The 19,865-nt window shown below is 64.8% G+C and carries 15 protein-coding genes and 1 tRNA gene; 11 read left to right on the top strand and 5 right to left on the bottom strand.

Annotation, left to right across the window (positions count from 1 at the left end):
• Positions 1-269 precede the first annotated feature (269 nt).
• The 3 genes from AB4097_RS14450 to AB4097_RS14440 all read left to right on the top strand — a co-directional run bounded on the left by AB4097_RS14450 (position 270) and on the right by AB4097_RS14440 (position 3,631).
• The gene (locus AB4097_RS14450; RefSeq protein WP_442040683.1) at positions 270-1,496 is read left to right on the top strand and encodes a lytic murein transglycosylase; all 1,227 of its coding nucleotides are present in this window, start codon (positions 270-272) and stop codon (positions 1,494-1,496) included.
• 57 nt (positions 1,497-1,553) lie between these two features.
• The gene (locus tag AB4097_RS14445; protein ID WP_442040681.1) at positions 1,554-2,804 is read left to right on the top strand and encodes an SGNH/GDSL hydrolase family protein; all 1,251 of its coding nucleotides are present in this window, start codon (positions 1,554-1,556) and stop codon (positions 2,802-2,804) included.
• Between the two features lie 272 nt (positions 2,805-3,076).
• Entirely contained in the window at positions 3,077-3,631 is a 555-nt protein-coding gene (locus tag AB4097_RS14440) for a hypothetical protein (protein ID WP_442040679.1), read from the top strand.
• Between the two features lie 94 nt (positions 3,632-3,725).
• Here the strand turns inward: AB4097_RS14440 and AB4097_RS14435 are convergent, their stop codons facing one another.
• Together AB4097_RS14435 and gltB are read right to left on the bottom strand one after the other, a co-directional pair.
• Positions 3,726-5,147 (bottom strand): glutamate synthase subunit beta, encoded by a 1,422-nt coding sequence (locus AB4097_RS14435; RefSeq protein WP_442040677.1) that lies wholly within the window; start codon positions 5,145-5,147, stop codon positions 3,726-3,728.
• A gap of 18 nt (positions 5,148-5,165) precedes the next feature.
• The gene (gltB, locus tag AB4097_RS14430) at positions 5,166-9,827 is read right to left on the bottom strand and encodes a glutamate synthase large subunit (RefSeq protein ID WP_442040759.1); all 4,662 of its coding nucleotides are present in this window, start codon (positions 9,825-9,827) and stop codon (positions 5,166-5,168) included.
• Between the two features lie 719 nt (positions 9,828-10,546).
• Between gltB and AB4097_RS14425 the strand changes: the two genes are divergently transcribed.
• Complete coding sequence (locus AB4097_RS14425; RefSeq protein ID WP_442040675.1) at positions 10,547-11,623, top strand: threonine aldolase family protein; 1,077 nt, start codon at positions 10,547-10,549, stop codon at positions 11,621-11,623.
• Positions 11,624-11,928: 305 nt separating this feature from the next.
• On the opposite strand, the gene AB4097_RS14420 is transcribed toward AB4097_RS14425, so the two are convergent.
• The gene (locus AB4097_RS14420) at positions 11,929-12,387 is read right to left on the bottom strand and encodes an Hsp20 family protein (RefSeq protein ID WP_442040673.1); all 459 of its coding nucleotides are present in this window, start codon (positions 12,385-12,387) and stop codon (positions 11,929-11,931) included.
• 187 nt (positions 12,388-12,574) lie between these two features.
• Here AB4097_RS14420 and AB4097_RS14415 point away from each other — a divergent pair, with 187 nt between their 5' ends.
• The gene (locus AB4097_RS14415; protein ID WP_442040671.1) at positions 12,575-13,636 is read left to right on the top strand and encodes an alpha/beta fold hydrolase; all 1,062 of its coding nucleotides are present in this window, start codon (positions 12,575-12,577) and stop codon (positions 13,634-13,636) included.
• On the opposite strand, the gene hisN is transcribed toward AB4097_RS14415, so the two are convergent.
• Complete coding sequence (gene hisN / locus AB4097_RS14410; RefSeq protein WP_442040669.1) at positions 13,556-14,338, bottom strand: histidinol-phosphatase; 783 nt, start codon at positions 14,336-14,338, stop codon at positions 13,556-13,558. The genes AB4097_RS14415 and hisN overlap by 81 nt on opposite strands.
• A 117-nt stretch (positions 14,339-14,455) precedes the next feature.
• Between hisN and AB4097_RS14405 the strand changes: the two genes are divergently transcribed.
• On the top strand, positions 14,456-15,730 hold the full coding sequence (locus AB4097_RS14405; RefSeq protein ID WP_442040667.1) for an MFS transporter: 1,275 nt from the start codon (positions 14,456-14,458) through the stop codon (positions 15,728-15,730).
• A gap of 288 nt (positions 15,731-16,018) precedes the next feature.
• Here the strand turns inward: AB4097_RS14405 and AB4097_RS14400 are convergent, their stop codons facing one another.
• The gene (locus AB4097_RS14400) at positions 16,019-16,909 is read right to left on the bottom strand and encodes an N-formylglutamate amidohydrolase (protein ID WP_442040665.1); all 891 of its coding nucleotides are present in this window, start codon (positions 16,907-16,909) and stop codon (positions 16,019-16,021) included.
• Positions 16,910-17,083: 174 nt separating this feature from the next.
• Here AB4097_RS14400 and cpdR point away from each other — a divergent pair, with 174 nt between their 5' ends.
• The 5 genes from cpdR to AB4097_RS14375 all read left to right on the top strand — a co-directional run bounded on the left by cpdR (position 17,084) and on the right by AB4097_RS14375 (position 19,474).
• Positions 17,084-17,440, top strand: coding sequence for a cell cycle two-component system response regulator CpdR (gene cpdR / locus AB4097_RS14395; protein WP_036361886.1), 357 nt, complete (start codon positions 17,084-17,086; stop codon positions 17,438-17,440).
• An 89-nt stretch (positions 17,441-17,529) separates the two neighbouring features.
• Positions 17,530-17,604, top strand: a tRNA-Val gene (locus tag AB4097_RS14390).
• A gap of 43 nt (positions 17,605-17,647) precedes the next feature.
• The gene (gene ykgO, locus AB4097_RS14385) at positions 17,648-17,773 is read left to right on the top strand and encodes a type B 50S ribosomal protein L36 (RefSeq protein ID WP_009763379.1); all 126 of its coding nucleotides are present in this window, start codon (positions 17,648-17,650) and stop codon (positions 17,771-17,773) included.
• A 72-nt stretch (positions 17,774-17,845) separates the two neighbouring features.
• Complete coding sequence (locus tag AB4097_RS14380; RefSeq protein WP_442040662.1) at positions 17,846-18,451, top strand: tetratricopeptide repeat protein; 606 nt, start codon at positions 17,846-17,848, stop codon at positions 18,449-18,451.
• Positions 18,452-18,466: 15 nt separating this feature from the next.
• Complete coding sequence (locus AB4097_RS14375; RefSeq protein WP_442040660.1) at positions 18,467-19,474, top strand: alpha/beta fold hydrolase; 1,008 nt, start codon at positions 18,467-18,469, stop codon at positions 19,472-19,474.
• Positions 19,475-19,865: the final 391 nt, after the last annotated feature.

Here is a 19,865-nt window from a genome sequence, read left to right as displayed (position 1 = left end):
TAACTGTCAAGCTTCGGCACCTTCAACGCGGCAGCGCTTTTGAGGTTTCATCGTCGTGAGGCCTCCTTGCAGCTCCCGACCTGAATTGGAGCTGAAGTCTTATGGTTAAGCTGCCAACCGTGACGGTTTTGAGGAGGCGGATCGGCCCGGCGATCCGGGCGAGGGTACATAAGGACGCACTATCAGGAAGGAGAGCTATCAACCGGCTGTTAACCTGCTTAGTGTCGCATGGACGGGACAGATCTGTTCCGTTTCCGTGAGCGACTCCCATGCGCCAGCCGCTTTCCGTCGTGCGCCGTCTTTCCGGCGCACTCCTTCTCGGTCTGAGCCTCACCGTCGGTGCAGGCGGTGGCGTAGCGCCTGTGCAGGCGCAGGAAACCTCCCAGGCCGGGTTCCAGCGCTTCGTCCAGGGTCTCTGGCCCGCCGCCCAGGCGCGGGGCGTGTCGCGCGCGACGTTCGAGGAGGCGTTCCGGGGCGTCGAGCCCGACGCCAAGATCATCGCGCTTACGAAGAAGCAGTCCGAATTCGTCCGCCCGATCTGGGACTACATCAAGGGCGCCATCTCGGCCCAGCGCCTGAAGCGCGGTCAGGAGATGGTCGGCGAATGGTCGAAGACGCTCGCCGCCGTCGAGCGGACCTACGGGGTCCCGCGCTCCGTGGTGCTCGGCGTCTGGGGCATGGAAACCAATTTCGGCAGCTTCACCGGGTCGATCTATACGGTCCAGGCGCTCTCCACCCTGGCCTATACCGGCTACCGGAGCGAGTTCTTCCGCGAGGAGCTGCTCACCGCTCTCCAGATCCTGGAGGACGACCACATCGACCGCTCCAAGATGCTGGGATCCTGGGCCGGGGCCATGGGCCAGACCCAGTTCATGCCCTCGAGCTTCATGAAATACGCCGTCGACGGCAACAAGGATGGGGTCAGGGACATCTGGTCCTCCGTGCCCGATGCCCTGGCGTCCACCGCCAATTACCTGCGCCAGCACGGCTGGGAGCCCGGCCTGCCCTGGGGCTTCGAGGTGGCCCTGCCGCGCGGCTTCGACTACCGGCATCTCAGGCAGGACTTCGCCCGCTGGCAAGCCGTGGGCGTGCGGCGCGCGGACGGAAAGGCGATGCCCCGCTCCGGCGAAGCCACCCTGTTCCTTCCCGGTGGCGCGAACGGGCCGGCCTTCCTGGTGACCCGCAACTACGACGTGATCAAGGCCTATAACTCCTCGGATGCCTACGCCATGGGCGTCGCCCATCTCGGCGACCGGGTCCTCGGCGGTCAGCCGATCCAGAGGGCTTGGCCCAAGGATCAGCCCCTGCTGAGCAAGGATCATAGCCAGGAACTGCAGGAGCGACTCGCCCGCCTCGGGCTCTACGAGGGCGATTCGGACGGCAAGCTAGGCTCCAAGACTCGGGAGGCCGTACGGAACTTCCAGCTGCGCCGTGGCTTGATCCCGGATGGATATGCCGACTATGCGGTCCTGCGCGAACTGCGCACGACCCGCTGACGGAGCTCCCGCAAGGCTCTATACTCAAGGCTGGTCCGGACAGAAGTGGAACCGCCGATGTCGTTAGCGCCGATTCTTCGCCCTCTGACCCTGACCCTGCTGCTTGCCATCGGCGCGAGCAGTATGGCCCTGGCCCAATCCGGCTCTTACCAGCCGCAGGGGCAGCGCGATCTGAGAGCCTATCCTCCCGGCTATTATCCCGGGAAACTCGTCCAGCCGGCGCAGCCGCAACAGCAACAGGGCTTCAGTCTCCGGCGCTTTTTCGGGGTGCCGGACGAGCCCCCGCCGCCGGCCCGCACGCCCGTGGCGCGCCCCCGCAAGCCCGCCCCGCCCGCGGCGGCCGTGGCCAAGCAGGAGAAGCCCAAGGTCGACCCGAGCACCTTCGTGGTGGTGTTCGGGGACGCCCTGGCCGGCTACGCCCGCCAGGGGCTCGAGGCGCATTTCGCCGAGAACCAGGACGTGGCGGTCGTGCCGAAGGTCCGGGATACGGCCCTGGTGCGCACCGACCCGGCCGATTGGCCCAATTTCATCAAATCGACCCTCGACGAAGGCCAGAAGACGAGCGTCGCCGTGGTGATGCTGGGGACCAGCGACCGGCAGGCGATCAAGGACGGCGACGACACCGTGGAGCCCCTGTCGGACCGGTGGAAGGCGCTCTACCGTCAGCGGGTCGATGCGATCGTGAACACGTTCAAGGAGCGTGGGATCCCCCTGGTGTGGATCGGCCTGCCGCCGATGAAGAACAGCAAGGCGTCCGAGGACCTGGTCGTCATCAACGAGATCTACAAGGACAGCGTCCAGCGCGGCGGCGGCACCTATGTGGATATCTGGCCGGGTTTCGTGGACGACGAGAACCAGTACACGGCCGAGGGCCCCGACGTGGATGGCGAGCCCGCCAAGCTGCGCACCAACGAGGGCGTGTTCTTCACCCGCGCCGGCGCCCGCAAGGTCGCCTTCTTTGCCGACACGGAGATCAAGCGGATCCTGGGCAAGGGTGGAACGGGAGTGGCAGCACCTGCCAATCCGACTGACATCACGCCTGCCGATGGTTCGGCCACGCCCTCGATCGAGGCGGCGATCCCGGCGCCGCCGGATGCCGCCGCACCGATTGCCCTGCCGTCGAAGCCTCTGGTCGGTCCGGTCCTTCCCCTGACCCGTCAGGACGTGACCCCGGGCGGGACCCTGGTCTCGGCCCCGCCGAAGCTCACCGGGGACAGTGCCTATACGGTGCAGCGCGCCCTGCGGGTGGGGATCGCCCCAGGCTCACGGCCGGGGCGGGCGGACGATTTCCGGTGGCCTAGTCCTTGATTTAAACAGCAAAGCCGCTCCAGGAGGTGTCGCCATCCCCTCTCGGAAGGAATCAAATTCTGGCGTCGTTTCACCTCTCCTTGAGGGAGGTCGTGCCGAGGGCGCGGGTGAGGACGACATCAACTTCGGATGGAGTTGTCGCGTACCTTATGGCAGCCTGCCGTCTTGACAAACCCGAGTGATCGGAAAATTGTCTTTATGGAACTTTATAACAACGGGTATGAGCGATGAGTTCGCCGGCAATGATCGAGTTGGTGAACTGAGGCTGGCCCTTGTTTGGTCTTAAGCTTGTCTCCCAGCAAAGTACTGTCGTCCTAGAGCGAGAGATCATCACGCTCACGACCTATCCCAAAGCGACAGCCTTCGTGCGCTATTTTTTCGGAGATAATGCTTACAGCGGCCAGCGTCTTGCATCGCTTCACTTCGAGGCGCAAGGAGGCGAGGGCGGCCAAGACGTTGCAGAGGCGTTTCTCAATCTAAGCCAAGTGGAGGCACTTTTCGAAGCCTGCCGCTCAATCTCCTCCGCGATGGGGCATATAAATCCCGATGCCGAAAAGCGACACAACAAGAATGCGCTTGGAGTAATAGGGGCTTTCAAACTCTATCTTGCTCTTGTTCTGGCACAGCCCATCAATGAGTATCGGGTCACGCCTGAGTTTGGGGCAAAGATGATAACCATAAAACTATATCATTTGCCAAAGTACGGCGATTATTACATTGCAATTAAAATCAAAAGCAGCGGCTTTTCCCCGTCTGTTCTGTTCAGTCCCGAGCTTTTTGAGCGCTTCGACTGGATCGTGCGTAATTTGCAAATGAACATGCGATAGCGCCTTGCGCGGCCCGTTTGGGCCGCGTCGAAAGTATGCCAGTCGAACGGTGGAGTGTCGGACCCAAAGGTGATCCCGCTTTGGGTCCGACGCTTTACACCGGAAGGGTGCTCTCGCCCATCAGGAAGGTGTCGATGGAGCGGGCGGCCTGGCGGCCTTCGCGGATGGCCCAGACCACCAGCGACTGGCCCCGGCGCATGTCGCCGGCGACGAAGACCTTCTCGCTCGACGTCCGGTAGCTGCGATCGTCCGCCACCACATTGCCGCGGCGGTCGATAGTAACGCCCGATTCCTCCAGCAGGCCTTCCTTCACCGAGCCGGCAAAGCCGATGGCGAGGAAAACGAGGTCGGCCTTGAGGATGAACTCGGTGCCCGGGATCGGCTGGCGCTTCTCGTCCACGCGGGCGCATTGCACGCCGGTGGCCAGGCCCTTCTTCCCGACGATGCCCAGCGTCGCGGCCTGGAACTCGCGTTCCGCGCCTTCGGCCTGGGAGGACGACGTGCGCATCTTCGTCGGCCAATAGGGCCACACGGTCAGCTTGTCCTCGCGCTCCGGCGGCTTGGGGCGGATGTCGAGCTGCGTGACGGACAGCGCGCCCTGGCGGAACGCGGTGCCGACACAGTCGGAGGCCGTGTCGCCGCCGCCGATGACCACGACATGCTTGCCGGCCGCGAGGATCGGATCGACCGTCACCGCCTCGCCGCCCACACGCTGGTTCGACTGGGTGAGATAGGGCATCGCGTAGTAGACGCCCTTCAGATCCTGGCCCGGCAGGTTCGGGTTGCGCGGATCCTCCGCGCCGCCGGCGAACAGCACTGCGTCGAACTCGTTGTGGAGCGACGCGAAGCTCTTGTCGACGCCGATGTTCACGCCGCAATGGAAGATCACGCCTTCGGCTTCCATCTGCTTCACGCGGCGGTCGATGTGGTACTTCTCCATCTTGAAGTCCGGGATGCCGTAGCGCAGCAGCCCACCGGGCTTCGCCTGACGCTCGAACACATGCACCTCGTGACCGGCGCGGGCGAGCTGCTGGGCGGCCGCCATGCCGGCGGGCCCTGAGCCGATCACGGCGACGCGCTTGCCGGTGGAGAAGCCCGCGGGCTCCGGCTTCACGAAGCCCATCTCCCACGCCTTGTCGGCGATGGCCTGCTCGATGGTCTTGATCGTGACCGGCTGGTTTTCGAGGTTGAGCGTGCAGGCTTCCTCGCACGGGGCCGGACAGATGCGGCCCGTGAACTCGGGGAAGTTGTTGGTGGTGTGGAGGTTGCGCGCAGCCTCCGCCCAGTCGTCGGACCAGACCAGATCGTTCCAGTCGGGAATCTGGTTGTGCACCGGACAGCCCGTCGGCCCGTGGCAGAAGGGGATGCCGCAATCCATGCAGCGCCCCGCCTGCTTCTTCAGGTCGTTGTCGTCGAGCGGCAGCGTGAACTCACGGTAGTGGCGCACGCGTTCCCCGGCGAGCTGATACTTCTGCTCCTGCCGGTCGTATTCGAGAAAGCCTGTGACCTTGCCCATCGGTTTGCCCCTTAATCCTTATTCCGCCGCCTGCAGGTTCCGGAGACGATCCATCTCCTGGAGCGCGCGGCGATACTCGACCGGCATGACCTTCACGAACTTGGTGCGGTAGGTCGTCCAGTTGTCGAGGATCTCCTTGGCGCGCGTCGAGCCCGTGTAGGTGTGGTGATTGGTGATGAGCTGCATCAGGCGCTCTTCATCGGGGCCGGACATGTTGGCCATGATGTCGATGCGGCCCTTGGTCTCCAGATCGCCGCCGTGATGGTGGAGGCGGCGCATCAGGTCCTCCTCCTCCTCGACGGGTTCGAGATCGACCATGGACAGGTTGCAGCGCTTTCCGAACGTGCCATCCTCGTCGAGCACATAGGCAATGCCGCCCGACATGCCCGCCGCGAAGTTGCGGCCGGTCTGACCGAGAACGACCACGAGGCCGCCGGTCATGTATTCGCAGCCGTGATCGCCGGTTCCTTCCACCACGGCGATGGCGCCCGAGTTGCGCACGGCGAAACGCTCGCCCGCAACGCCGCGGAAATAGGCCTCGCCGGCAATCGCCCCGTACATCACCGTGTTGCCGACCACGATGGAGTTCTCAGGCAGAGCCTTCGAGCCCGGTGACGGCGCGATGATGATCTTGCCGCCCGACAGGCCCTTGCCGACATAGTCGTTGGCTTCGCCCTCTAAGTTGAGCGTCACGCCGGCAGCGAGCCATGCGCCGAAGCTCTGGCCCGCCGTGCCCTTCAGCTTCACGGTGATCGTGTCGTCGGGCAGTCCCTCGTGGCCGTAGCGCTTCGCCACTTCGCCCGAGAGCATGGCGCCCACCGTCCGGTCGGAGCTTTTCACCCGCGACTCGATGACGACCGCCTCGCCGTTCTCCAGCGCGGGACCGGCCTGCGCGATGAACTCGCGGTCGAGCACGGTGGCGATGGGGTGAACCTGACGCTCCCGGTGACGGATCGCGACGCCCGCGGGCACGTCCGGCTTGTGGAAGAGCTTCGTGAAATCGAGACCCTTCGCCTTCCAGTGGTCGATGGCGGCGTTCTTGTCGAGAAGGTCGGACTGGCCGATCATCTCGTCGATGGAGGTGAAGCCCATCTCGGCCATCAGCTCGCGCACTTCCTCGGCGACGAAGAAGAAGTAGTTGATGACGTGCTCGGGCAGGCCCTTGAAGCGCTTGCGCAAGACAGGGTCCTGCGTGGCGACGCCCACCGGGCAGGTGTTGAGATGGCACTTGCGCATCATGATGCAGCCGGCCGCGATCAGCGGCGCGGTCGAGAAGCCGTATTCGTCGGCGCCGAGCAGAGCCGCGATCACGACGTCGCGTCCCGTGCGCAGGCCACCGTCGGCCTGCAGGGCCACGCGGCCGCGCAGGCGGTTGAGCACCAGCGTCTGCTGCGTTTCGGCGAGGCCGATCTCCCAGGGCGAGCCCGCATGCTTGAGCGAGGTGAGGGGAGAGGCACCCGTGCCGCCCTCGAAGCCCGAGATCGTGATGTGGTCGGCGCGCGCCTTGGCGACGCCGGCCGCAACCGTGCCGACGCCGACTTCCGCGACGAGCTTCACGGAGACATCGGCCGAAGGGTTCACGTTCTTCAGGTCGAAGATCAGCTGCGCCAGATCCTCGATGGAATAGATGTCGTGGTGCGGCGGCGGCGAGATGAGGCCGACGCCCGGAGTCGAGTGACGCACGCGGGCGATCTTCACGTCGACCTTGTGGCCGGGCAGCTGCCCGCCCTCGCCGGGCTTGGCACCCTGCGCCACCTTGATCTGCATCATGTCGGCATTGACGAGATATTCCGTCGTCACGCCGAAGCGGCCGGAAGCCACCTGCTTGATGGCGGAGCGCTTGGAACGTCCGTCGGAGAGCGGACGGAAGCGCTCCGGCTCCTCGCCGCCTTCGCCGGTGTTGGACTTGCCGCCGATGGCATTCATGGCGAGCGCGAGCGTCTCGTGCGCCTCCTTCGAGATCGACCCGAAGGACATGGCGCCCGTGGCGAAGCGCTTCACGATGTCCTGGGCCGGTTCCACTGCGCTCAAGGCGACGGGCGCACGGCCCGTCTCGTCGGCCATCTTGATGCGGAAGAGGCCGCGGATGGTCTTCAGCTCGTTGTCCTGCTCGTTCACGAGGCGGGCATATTCGCGGTAGCGGTCCTGCGCGTTGAGGCGCACCGCATGCTGCAGCGTCGCGACCGTGTCGGGGTTCCAGGCATGGACCTCGCCGCGCTGGCGGTAGGCGTATTCGCCGCCCACGTCGAGCGCGTTGCGGTAGATCGGCGCGTCGCCGAAGGCGTCGCGGTGGCGGCGCACGTTCTCCTCCGCCACCTCGTCCATGCCGATGCCTTCGATGGTGGTCGCCGTGCCGAAGAAGTCGCGGGACACGAAGTCGGAACGGAGGCCGACCGCATCGAAGATCTGCGCGCCGCAATAGGACTGATAGGTGGAGATGCCCATCTTGGACATCACCTTGAGCAGGCCCTTGCCGATGGACTTGATGTAGCGCTTGATCGCCTCGTCGGCGTCCACCTCTTCCGGCAATTCGCCGGCCTCCAGCATGGCCGCGATGGTCTCGAAGGCGAGATACGGATTGATCGCTTCCGCACCGTAGCCGGCCAGGCACGCGAAGTGATGGATCTCGCGCGGCTCGCCGGACTCGACCACGAGACCGACGGAGGTGCGAAGCCCCTTGCGGATCAGGTAGTTGTGCACGGCCGCCGTGGCCAGCAGCGCCGGGATCGGGATGCGGTCCGGGCCGACCATGCGGTCGGTCAGGATGATGATGTTGTAGCCGCCGTGCACGGCGGCTTCCGCGCGGTCGCAGAGGCGGTCGAGGGCGCCGTCGAGAGCCGCCGCGCCGAGTTCCGCGTCATAGGTGATGTCGAGGGTCTTCGTGTCGAAGCGGTCTTCGAAATGGCCGATGCAGCGGATCTTCTCCAGGTCCTCGTTGGTGAGGATTGGCTGGCGCACCTCCAGGCGCTTGCGGCGCGAGGTGCCCTCCAGGTCCAGGATGTTCGGGCGCGGGCCGATGAACGACACGAGGCTCATGACGAGCTCCTCGCGGATCGGATCGATCGGCGGGTTCGTCACCTGGGCGAAGTTCTGCTTGAAATAGGTGTAGAGCAGCTTCGCCTTGTCGGAGAGCGCGGAGATCGGCGTGTCCGAGCCCATGGAGCCGACGGCCTCCTGGCCGGTGACGGCCATGGGCTGCATCAGGAGCTTGAGGTCTTCCGCCGTGTAGCCGAAGGCCTGCTGGCGGTCGAGGAGCGACACGTCCGTGCGGGACTCGCGAGCCTGGACGGGCTTCAGGTCCTCCAGCACGATCTGCGTGCGCTTCAGCCATTCCTTGTAGGGATGCGCGTTGGAGAGCTGCTGCTTGATCTCGTCGTCCGAGACGATGCGGCCTTCCTCTAGGTCGATGAGAAGCATCTTGCCCGGCTGGAGGCGCCACTTCTCGACGATCTTCTCTTCCGGGATCGGCAGGACGCCCATCTCGGAAGCGAGCACCACGAGGCCGTCGTCGGTCACGAGGTAGCGCGCGGGACGAAGGCCGTTGCGGTCGAGGGTCGCGCCGATCTGCTTCCCGTCCGTGAAGCACACGGCGGCCGGGCCGTCCCACGGCTCCATCAGGGCCGCATGATACTCGTAGAACGCCCGCCGGTCGTCGTTCATGAGCGGGTTGCCGGCCCAGGCTTCCGGGATCAGCATCATCATGGCGTGAGACAGCGAGTAGCCGCCGCGCACCAGGAATTCGAGGGCGTTGTCGAAGCAGGCGGTGTCGGACTGGCCTTCGTAGGAAATCGGCCAGAGCTTCGAGATGTCGTTGCCGAAGAGTTCGGAATCGACCGAGGCCTGACGGGCCGCCATCCAGTTCACGTTGCCGCGCAGGGTGTTGATCTCGCCGTTATGGGCGACCATGCGGTAGGGGTGCGCGAGCTGCCAGGTTGGGAATGTGTTGGTGGCGAAGCGCTGATGCACGAGCGCGATGGCGCTCTCGAAGCGCTCGTCCTGCAGGTCGAGGTAATAGTCGCGCAGCTGCGTGACCAGCACCATGCCCTTGTAGACGATGGTGCGCGAGGACAGGCTGACCGGGTAATAGCCGGCCGTGCGCGCATCCTTCATGTCGTAGACGGCGTTGGAGATGACCTTGCGGGCGATGAACAGGCGGCGCTCGAAGGTCTCGGCGTCGTCCATCCCCTTGCCCTTGCCGACGAAGATCTGGCGGTGCTGCGGCTCGGTGGCCTTCACGCTCTCGCCGAGATCGCTCGAGTCGACGGGCACGTCGCGCCAGCCGAGAACCTGCAGGCCCTCGTCGGTGATCGCCTTGGTGACGATCTCCTCGACGAGCTTGAAGCCCTCCGGATCGCGGGGCATGAACAGGTGGCCGACGCCGTATTGGCCTTCCTCGGGCAGCCAGATGCCGACCTTGGCGCATTCGGCGGCGAAGAACTTGTGCGGGATCTGCACCAGGATGCCGCAGCCGTCGCCCATCTTGGGATCGGCGCCCACCGCGCCGCGATGGTCGAGGTTGTGCAGGATCGACAGCCCCTGCTCGACGATGGCGTGGGACTTGCGGTTCTTCATGTCGGCGATGAAGCCGACGCCGCAGGAATCCTGCTCGTTGGAAGGATCGTAGAGGCCCTGGGCGGCCGGCAGGCCCGGATCACGCACCGTTTTGACCGTATCCGCCATCGTGGCCGTACGGCTTGGCACTTGGGCTTCCAGGCTCTTTGTCGGCTCGTCGCTCATGGCAGATCCTCACATCCGAACGCGTATTTTGAGCATCGGACCCAAAAGTGGACGCCACTTTTGGGATCAACCCGATGCTCCGTTTCTAACTTGCGCATCGTTCGGTACGGAAAACCGGGTCCACTTTTCCGCACGATGCGCTGTTGTTTGAGGCGGCTTTTGGGCCTGCCGGATGATCGGATCGTCCGGAATGCCCGCCGCTTCTTCGGGTTTTCGAGGGTTGGGTCCGGCAGGGGAGCCCGCTCCTCGCGGGCATCCTTTGGGCTTCGTGTCAGCCCAGAGTCGCCCGTCCCGCCCACGTTTTGCGGGCGGCTTTCGTGGTATCTCGTTTCGTTCGCGTCAGGCGAAGCATCAACAAAACCCCAGGGCGAAGGTGAGACGCGCAGGCGCCCCAAAAGGGACAGCGATACTGTCCTAATAACGGCAAGGTGCCAGAGTTCGACGCAGCGCACAAGAGGGTTTAGAAAGATTTTAGACAAAAGTTACAAGGCGGCGATGCCGAGTGTAACAAAAGCAACATTTCGCCCCTGGGAACGAAAGTCTCCACCGATGGGTCAATGACCTTGACATGTTGGTCGGGCCTTGAACTCCCTAACGGAAAGCATGGGGCTCATGCCCAGATGACATTCCCCTTTTGATGCCAATGCTCTACGGAACGCGTCATGAATTTTGCCAGCGACAACATCGTGGGAGCCAGCGCTCCCGTTCTTCAGGCCATCGTTGCGGCCAATGCCGGAGCCATGGCGGCCTACGGCAACGACGAGATCTCGAAGCGCGTGAGAGCGCAGTTCAGCGCAATCTTCGAGCGCGAGGTCTCGGTCTTCTTCGTCACGACGGGAACGGCCGCAAATGCCCTGGCGCTGTCCGCCGCCGTACCGCCCTACGGCCTCTGCGTCTGCCACCGCGAAGCCCACATCATCGACGACGAATGCGGCGCGCCGGAATTCTTCATGCATGGGGCGAAGCTCGCAGGCTTGCCGGGCGTCGGCGCCAAGCTGAAGGCCGAGGACGTCGCCGCCTATCTCGAGAGCCTGCCCCGAGCCGTCAAGCAGATGCCCCCCAAGGCGCTGTCGGTCTCGCAGGTGAGCGAGGGCGGCATGGTCTATGGCCTCGACGAGCTTGCCGCTCTCGTAGCGGTTTGCCGCGAGCATGGCCTGTCCTTCCACATGGACGGCGCGCGCTTTGCCAATGCCCTCGTGGCGCTCGGCTGCACCCCGGCCGAGATGACCTGGAAGCAGGGCGTCGACATCCTGTCCTTCGGGGCCACCAAGAACGGCGGCCTCATGGCCGAGGCCATCGTGGTGTTCAAGCCCGAGCTGGCGGAGGCGCTCGACTACCGCTCCAAGCGCGCCGGCCAGATCATCTCCAAGGGCCGCCTCGTCGCGGCGCAGTTCGAGGGCTATTTCGCCGACGACCACTGGCTCGACAATGCCCGCCACGCCAACCGCATAGCGGCGCTGCTTGCGGACGGGCTCTCGCAGCTGCCCGGCGTGCGCCTGGGCTGGCCGTCCCAGGCCAACGAGGTCTTCCCGATCGTTCCGAAAGCCCTCGACGAGGCGCTGAAGGCCGCTGGCATCCACTATCACGGCTGGACGGAGCTGAGCCTGCCGGAGATCGAGCGCGTCGGCGATCACGAGGTGTTGATCCGCCTCGTCGCATCCTGGGCCACGAGGGAGGAGGATGTCCGCAAGCTGCTGGAGGTCGCCTCTTCCGGGGTAGCGCGCCAGGCCGCCGAGTGATTGCCCTAACCCTGCCGCATTCACCCGCGATTGGTTCTCTCCAGAGACCCTTGACCGACGGGGCCCCCTCCAGCCCCAGCGGGATGACCAAGGACCAGGATCCGACAAAACAAAAAGCGCCCCGGCCGAACCGGGGCGCTCTTATTTTGGGGCTCGTTCAAATCGAACCTCGGAGCCTCACCCTGAGGAGCGAAGCGTCTCGAAGGGCGAGGCGCTTCCAGAGAGCACTGGAACCTCCTTCGAGACGCCGCTGCGCGGCTCCTCAGGATGAGGTCGTGTTTCCGGAGAAGCCTTTATTCTGCTGATTACGCAGCCTGCTTGGCTTCGATGGCCTGGGCGCCGTTCGAGGAAATCGGGATGAGCTTCGGCTTCTTGGCCTCCGGGATCTCGCGCACGAGGTCGAGATGGAGCAGGCCGTTCTCGAGGGCCGCGCCCGTCACCTGCACGCCGTCGGCCAGCTGGAAGCGCCGGTCGAAGCTGCGCGCGGCAATGCCCTGATGGAGCACGTCCGTCTTGCGCTCTTCGCTGGGCTTGCGCTCGCCACGGACGGAGAGGGTGTTTTCCTTGACCTCGATGGTCAGGTCACGGTCGGTGAAGCCGGCAACCGCGATCGAGATGCGATAGGCATTCTCGCCGGTGCGCTCGATATTGTAGGGCGGGTAGCTCGGGGCCGCATCGACGCTGACGAGCTGGTCGAGCATCGAGAAAAGACGGTCGAAGCCGACCGTGTTGCGGTACAGGGGAGCAAGATCGTACTGTCGCATGGCATATCCTCCGCTTGAAGCGACATGCAGGAAGGGATCCACCAGAAGAGGCTGGATCCGGGTTGACGTGCCGCCGTCATGGCCGGCACGACTTCGATGTGGGAGGCGGCCGGTTTGCTTTCAAGAGGGGCGTTCCCTAAGCTGAAACCGCCCTATAAAAGCGTGAGCTTTTGAGTTGGAACCTCCCGTGGAATTCATCACCACCCCCGACAATCCCGTGCCCGGCGAACCCAGGCTGGTCAGCGTCACGACCCGCGACGGCATTCCGCTCCGGGCGGCCACCTGGATGCCGGAGACCGAGGCGCCGCAGGGGACGGTCTGCATCCTGCAGGGCCGGGCGGAATTCATCGAGAAATACTTCGAGGTGGTGGGCGAGCTGCTCGACCGCGGCTTCGCGGTCGTCGCCTTCGACTGGCGGGGGCAAGGATTGTCTGGCCGGCAGGTCGGCAATCCCCGGAAAGGCCATGTCCGGCGCTTTTCCGATTTCCGGTCCGACCTGGAGGCGGTCCGCGACCAGATCCTGGTGCCGCACATGCCGGAGCCGCATTTCTGCCTCGCCCATTCCATGGGCGGCGCCATCGCGCTCAACGCAGCCTACGAAAGCTGGCTGCCCTTCCGTCGCCTCGTGACGACCACGCCGATGATCGCCCTGTGCATCGTCAAGCGCACGAAATCCGCCGCGCTTCTGGCGCGGATCCTGCGATTCTTCGGAATGGGCAAGATGTTCGTGCCCGGCGGCGGCGAGACGTCGATCTCCACGATGCCGTTCAAGGGCAACCGCCTGACGGGCGATCCGGTCCGCTATGCCCGCAATGCCGAGGCGGCCCATGCCATCGGGGCAGGGGCCATCGGGGCGCCGACCGTGGCATGGCTCGACGGCGCCTTCCGCTTCATGAAGCGCTTCGCCGATCCGGCCTATGCGGTGAAGATCCGTCTGCCCACGCTCATCGTGGCGGCCGGCGCCGACCCGGTCTGCGCCACCCCGGCCACCGAGCGCTTCGCCGCGCGGCTCAAAGCCGGCTCCGCCATCGTGATCCCGGGCGCCCGGCACGAGATCCTGATGGAGCGGGATCCGATCCGCGAGCAGTTCTGGGCCGCCTTCGACGCCTTCATCCCGGGCACGCCCGACCCGGAAATCGGAGCGAAACGGGATCTGGCCGAGATCGGATTAGCGGCTGAGCAGCTCGACGGCGGCGGCGTGGACCCGGCGGTCGCCCGCAGCGACGATGCGCCCGCCATCGGCAGCTGAGCCGCCGTCCCAGGTGGTCACGACGCCGCCCGCGCCCTCGATGATCGGCACCAGGGCGGCGATGTCGTAGGGCTTCAGGCCGGACTCAACCACGAGGTCGATATGGCCGGCGGCCAGCATGCAGTAGGCATAGCAATCGCAGCCGTAGCGGGCGAGGCGTGCGACGCTCTCTACCCGGTCATAGGCGCGCAGCTCGTCGCCGGCGAAGAGGCGCGGGCTCGTGGTGGAGATGACCGCGTCCTTCAGGGAGGCGCAGCGGCGCACCAGGAGCTTGCGCTCGCCGCCCGGCCCCTGATAGGTCGCGCTGCCACCGTCGCCGAAGAAGCGCTCGCCCGTGAAGGGCTGGTGCATCATGCCAAAGACCGGCCGGCGCTTGTAGGTCAGTCCGATCAGGGTGCCCCAGGTGGGAAGTCCCGCGATGAAGGCCCGCGTTCCGTCGATGGGATCGAGCACCCAGACGTAATCCGCATCCTCGCGCTCGGAGCCGAACTCCTCCCCGACGATGCCGTGGTTGGGGAAGCTGCGCTTGATGAGATGGCGCATGATCGACTCGCTCGCCCGGTCCGCCTCCGTCACCGGGTCGAAGGCCCCGCCCCGGGACTTGTCCTCGGTGGCGATGGCGGTGCGGAAGAAGGGCAGGATCGCCTGGCCCGATTGGGTCGCGAGCTCGTTGACGAAATGCGTGAAGTCGATGAGCCCCATGAGCTGGCGTATCCCCTAAAAGATGAATGCGGGCGACCTTGGCCCGTCTGCGATCAGCTTTTATCAAGCGCTTGGCGCGCGGCAAGAGAACGGTAGCGCCAAAGGATTCCGCCTGCCATGAATTTTGCGCCCAAGCCCGGCACGACCCAGCCCGGCACGACCCGCCTCGAATCGGCCCTGTTCCTGATCGCCGTGCTTGCCGCGCTCTATGCGGTCAGCCAGTTCCTGCGCAATTCCATCGGCGTCATCGCCAACGATCTCGCCCGCGAGTTGCATCTCACCGCGACCCAGACAGGCCTTCTCTCCAGCGCGTTCTTCTTCACCTTCGCGGCGGTCCAGATTCCGATCGGCATCCTCATCGACCGCTATGGCCCCAAGCGGGTCATGCTGACGACGGCCGTGCTGACGGTTGCGGGAACGGCGCTCTTCGCCCTTGCGCCGTCCGCTTCCCTGCTCATCGCCGCGCGGGCGCTCATGGGCCTCGGCTGCTCCACCTTCTTCATGGCGCCCCTCGTGATCTATGCCCGGCGCTTCCCGCCGCAGCGCTTCGCCGGCCTGACCAGCCTGCAGATGGGGCTGGCCAATATGGGCACCCTGGCGGCGACGGCCCCGCTGGCGGCCTCCGCGGTCGCCTTCGGCTGGCGCAGTTCGTTCCTCGCGGTGGCCGTCCTGACCGTCGTCATATGGCTCGCCATCGTGTGGATCGTGCCGAAGGACACGCAGGCGGAGCGGCCGAAGGAGACCTGGGCCGAGGCCTTCCGGGGCGTGGCCGCCGCCTTGAAGGTGCCGTCCTTCTGGCCGGTCTTCTTCATGCACCTGACCACCTATGGATGCTTCGCCTCCGTGATCGGGCTCTGGGGCGGGCCCTGGCTGTCCGATGTGCACGGGGCCGACCTTTCCATGAGGGGAAACATCCTGCTGCTCGGCGCGACGGCGCAGATCTGCGGCATGCTGTTCTGGGGCGCCATGGACCGGTTCTGGGGCAGCTACAAGAAGCCCGTTCTCATCGGCAGCACCGCGACGGTTCTCCTGCTTCTCGTGCTTGTCCTCGCGCCTCTCGACCGCACCTCCGCGACGGTCTGGTTCCCGCTCTTCGGCCTCTGCGTCGCCTATACGCCCATTCTCACCAGCCATGGGAAATCGCTGTTCCCGGCAGGGCTGACCGGGCGGGGCATAACGCTCATGAACATCGGCACGATGGGCGGGGCGTTCTTGTCGCAGAGCGTGACCGGCGTGCTGATCGACCTGATGGGACGGTCCGATCAGGGCCTCTACCGGCCCGAGGGCTATCGTCTCGTCTTCGCCGCCCTTGCCGCCTGGCTGCTCCTCAGCCTGACCTTTTATGTCAGAGCCATCGATCCGCATCCCAGCAGACATGCATCGAAAGCATGACCATTGGCGAAATTTCAGTTGCAATTTGTGCGATGCGGCGTAATTATTGCAGTGCGATATGGCGATGGCGTCGCCGTATCGTAGCCCTTCTTGGGCGTTTCCTCCCTAAACTTCGGGCCGCTGGCAACAGTGGCCTTTTTTCTTGTCCGGAGTTTCTGGTTTCGCGCATCTCTGCACGCAAAACCGGTACCCACTTTTGCGTCCGATGCTTCCGCTTCTTGGAAGAGCGTATCGTGGGAAGCGGAAAACCGGGTCCACTTTTCCGCACGATGCTTTAGGCGTTGAGGTTCACTCCGCCGCGATCGACCGGATCGTCAGTTCGCCTTCGATATCCGCGATCACCTGGGTGAAGGCCTGGGTCAGGTCTTCACCCAGCATGGCGAAGCCCGGCTTCTTCTGCATGGTGCGCTCGTCCATGTAGAGCGCCCGGTTGATCTCGATCTGGAGCGCGTGCCGCCCGAGGGCCGGTTCGCCGTAATGCTCGGTGATGAAGCCGCCCGCATAGGGCTTGTTGCGGATCACCGTGTAGCCGCGTCCTCGCAAGGCCGCTTCCACCAGGTCGATCAGCAGGGTGGCGCAGCTCGTGCCGTAGCGGTCCCCCAGCACGATATCAGCCTTGGCTCCGTCCTCGCGGCTGACGCTGGAGGAGGGCATGGAGTGGCAATCGATCAGGATGGCATGCCCGAAATGCTGCGCCGTGCGGCGCACGAGATGGCGCAGGGTCCGATGGTAAGGTTTGTAGAGCCATTCGATCCGGTGCAGGGCCTCGTCCACATGGAGGCGCGTGCGGTAGATCTCCTGCCCGTCGGCCACGATGCGCGGAATGGTGCCGAGGCCTCCGGCCACCCGCATGGAGCGGGTGTTGGTGAAAGGCGGCAGGCGGCCGTCGAACATGCGGGAATCGAGTTCGTAGGGCTCCCGGTTCAGGTCGAGAAAGGCCCGCGGGAAGCGCGCGGTCATGAGGGGCGCGCCGAGATCCGGCATCGGGCTGAAAAGCTCGTCCACGAAGGCGTCCTCGGAGCGCCTCAGGGCGACGGCATCGAGCCGGGACGCGGCCAGGAAGGACGCCGGATAGACGGCTCCCGCATGCGGCACGTTGAAGACGAAGGGGATCGTCTGCGCCGAAGGTTCGGTGATCGTGAAGGGGGGATCGAACTCATCAACGATGGTTGGCCGCATCAGAAATCTTGGCTTTATTGGAAAAGAAGCAGGTTTTCGCGTTAGTGTAAGGCACCTCCGCAGCCTGTCCATGACAATATCGTAGCAAGGCTGCGTCGTACTTTCACGGCTTGTTTACCATCGATCCCCCATGAAGGAGCGAGTAAAACCGCCACGATTCGGGACTGGCAACCGATGAAGATTCTTCTTGCCGAAGACGATAACGACATGCGCCGCTTCCTCGTGAAGGCGCTGGAGAACGCAGGCTACGACGTCGCCTCGTTCGATAACGGGCTTTCGGCCTACAACCGCCTGCGCGAAGAGCCTTTCGAGCTCCTCCTGACGGATATCGTCATGCCGGAGATGGACGGCATCGAGCTGGCCCGCAAGGCCACCGAGCTCGACCCGGAGATCAAGGTGATGTTCATCACCGGCTTCGCGGCCGTCGCGCTCAACCCGGATTCCCAGGCCCCGCGCGACGCGAAGGTCCTGTCGAAGCCGTTCCACCTGCGCGATCTGGTGAGCGAAGTCGATAAAATGATGGCTGCCTAAAAAAGGCTGGCCTTCAGGCTTGCGCCAGAGCCCGCTTGTGGGTATATCGCCCCCACAGCCGAAGCGGGACCTCAAAATCACCGTTTCCCGGGCGCGTAGCTCAGCGGGAGAGCACTACGTTGACATCGTAGGGGTCGCTGGTTCGATCCCAGCCGCGCCCACCATTTTCTTTTTCCGGCCTTCCCGAAGGGCCGCAGGAGACCGGATATGAAGATCCGTAACTCGTTGAAGTCGATCCGCGGCCGTCACCGCGACAACCAGCTGGTTCGTCGCAAGGGTCGCGTCTACATCATCAACAAGACCCAGAAGCGCTACAAGGCTCGTCAGGGCTAAGTCTGCGCGTGCGGCATCGCCGCACACGATAATCTGAATTGACCACGCATGCCGGGACCCTAAAATCCCGGCATGCGTTTTTTCGCGTGCCTGCTGGCCCTCGCCCTCGTCTCCGCGGCGCTCCCCTCGAGCGCGCAGGAGCCCGTGCGTCCCAAGGATCCCAAGGAACAGGTCCAGCCACCCCGGACGCGCCCTCGCGCGTCCACCCTGGATGAGCTCTTCGAACGCTTAGGAAAAGCGCAGTCCGAGCGCGAGGCGGAGGGCATTTCCTCCCTGATCGAACGGCGCTTCTCCCGCTCCGGCTCCGACACGGCCGACCTTCTTCTCAGCCGCGCGGCCGAGGCTTATGGAAAAAAGGACTTTCCCCTCGCCGTCGAGCTGATCGACCGGGTTCTGGTGCTCCAGCCCAACTGGGCGGAAGCCTGGTACAAGCGGGCGACGGTCTTCTACCAGCTCGACGATCCGGTGGGCGCCATGGCCGACCTGAATCGGGCGATCAAGCTCGAACCCCGGCATTTCAACGCATGGACCGGGCTCGGTCATATCCTCATGGCCTCCGACGACAAGATACGGGCTCTGCAGGCCTATCGCCGGGTGCTCGCGATCAATCCGCAGATGTCCGACGTGAAGACCATCGTGAGCCATCTCGCCCCCGAGGTTGACGGACAGGACCTCTAAATCCACGTAGCAGGGATGTCCCTGCTCCTCGTTCTCGCCGTTCCGCTTGCGCTCCTCATCCTGGGAGCCGCGTTCACCTATCTCTATGCATGGTCAATCGAGAGGCGCTTCCCGCCCACGGGCCGGTTCATCACGGTCGAGGGTTCGAGGCTGCATTACCGGGAGGAGGGGCCCCGGCACGGGCCGGCGCGCGGAACCATCGTCCTGCTGCACGGCGCATCGTCAAACCTGGTCGAATCCATGCTGGGCCTGGGTGTGCGGCTTTCGCAGCGCTACCGGGTTCTCGCCTTCGACCGTCCCGGCCATGGCTGGAGCGAGCGAAAGCCGGGCCTCGAGGAGGCGCAGCCCGCCCGGCAGGCGGCGCTCGTCGCCGGCGCCCTGCGGCAGCTCGGCGTCCGCGACGCGGTGATCGTGGGGCATTCCTGGTCCGGAACCGTCGTGCCCTATTTCGCCCTCGACCACACGGACGTGACGGGAGCGATCCTCGTCCTGTCCGGTATTACGTCCCCTTGGCCGGGCGGCTATATCGGCTGGTACCGGCGCCTGATCGATTCCCGGGCCGGATGGCTGCTGATGCGTACGCTGGCCGTGCCGGTTCTTCTCGTCCTGCGGCCCTGGATGAAGAGAAAGACCTTCTGGCCGCAACCGGCCCCGCCCGATATCGTCAGGAAGGGCTTCATTCCGCTCGCCTTCCGGCCGCGCGCCTATGAGGCCAACATGCAGGATTTCGCCGTGATGTACGAGGCGGTCCTGCGGCAGAGCGTGCGCTACGGGGACATCCGGCTGCCCGTGACGGTCGTGGCCGGCGACCATGACGAGATCGTCTGGACCGATCTCCACAGCCGCTCCTTCGCCCGGGCGGTGCCGGGCGCGGAACTGATCCTGATGCCCGGCATCGGCCACATGCCGCAATATGCGGACCAGACGACGGTTCTCGCGGCCATCGAGGCCCTGGCCGAGCGGATCGTGTCGAGCGATTCCCTCTCGGTTGCGGGGAGGGGTGGGGACAATGTGATGGGGTGAGACCTTCACGTCATGGCCGGGCTTGTCCCGGCCATCCCAATACTGAAAAGCGCCGCGCCTTTCCAATCTGGATCACCGGCACAAGGCCGGTGATGACGTCGGAGGAAGGCGGAGCTCCGAATAAACACCTTCGCGCATCGTGCGGAAAAGTGGACCCGGTTTTCTGGGCTCAACGATGCGCCAGCTCGAGACTGGAGCATTGGATTGGCTCCCAAAAGTGGAACCCACTTTTGGGTCCGATGCTCTAGGCTCAGGACCTATTAATTTGGTCTGAGGAGTGATTCAGTGCCTCTGCGATGGAGGTGCTGATGGGTGATCTGTTTCTTCTGAGCGAGCGCCAGATGGCGCGGATCTCACCGTATTTCCCATTGGCTCATGGCGTGCCGCGGGT

Origin of the sequence: Microvirga sp. 2MCAF35 (assembly GCF_052115545.1) — a bacterium.
Lineage (GTDB): Bacteria > Pseudomonadota > Alphaproteobacteria > Rhizobiales > Beijerinckiaceae > Microvirga.
This window is presented reverse-complemented; position numbering and strand designations above follow the sequence as displayed.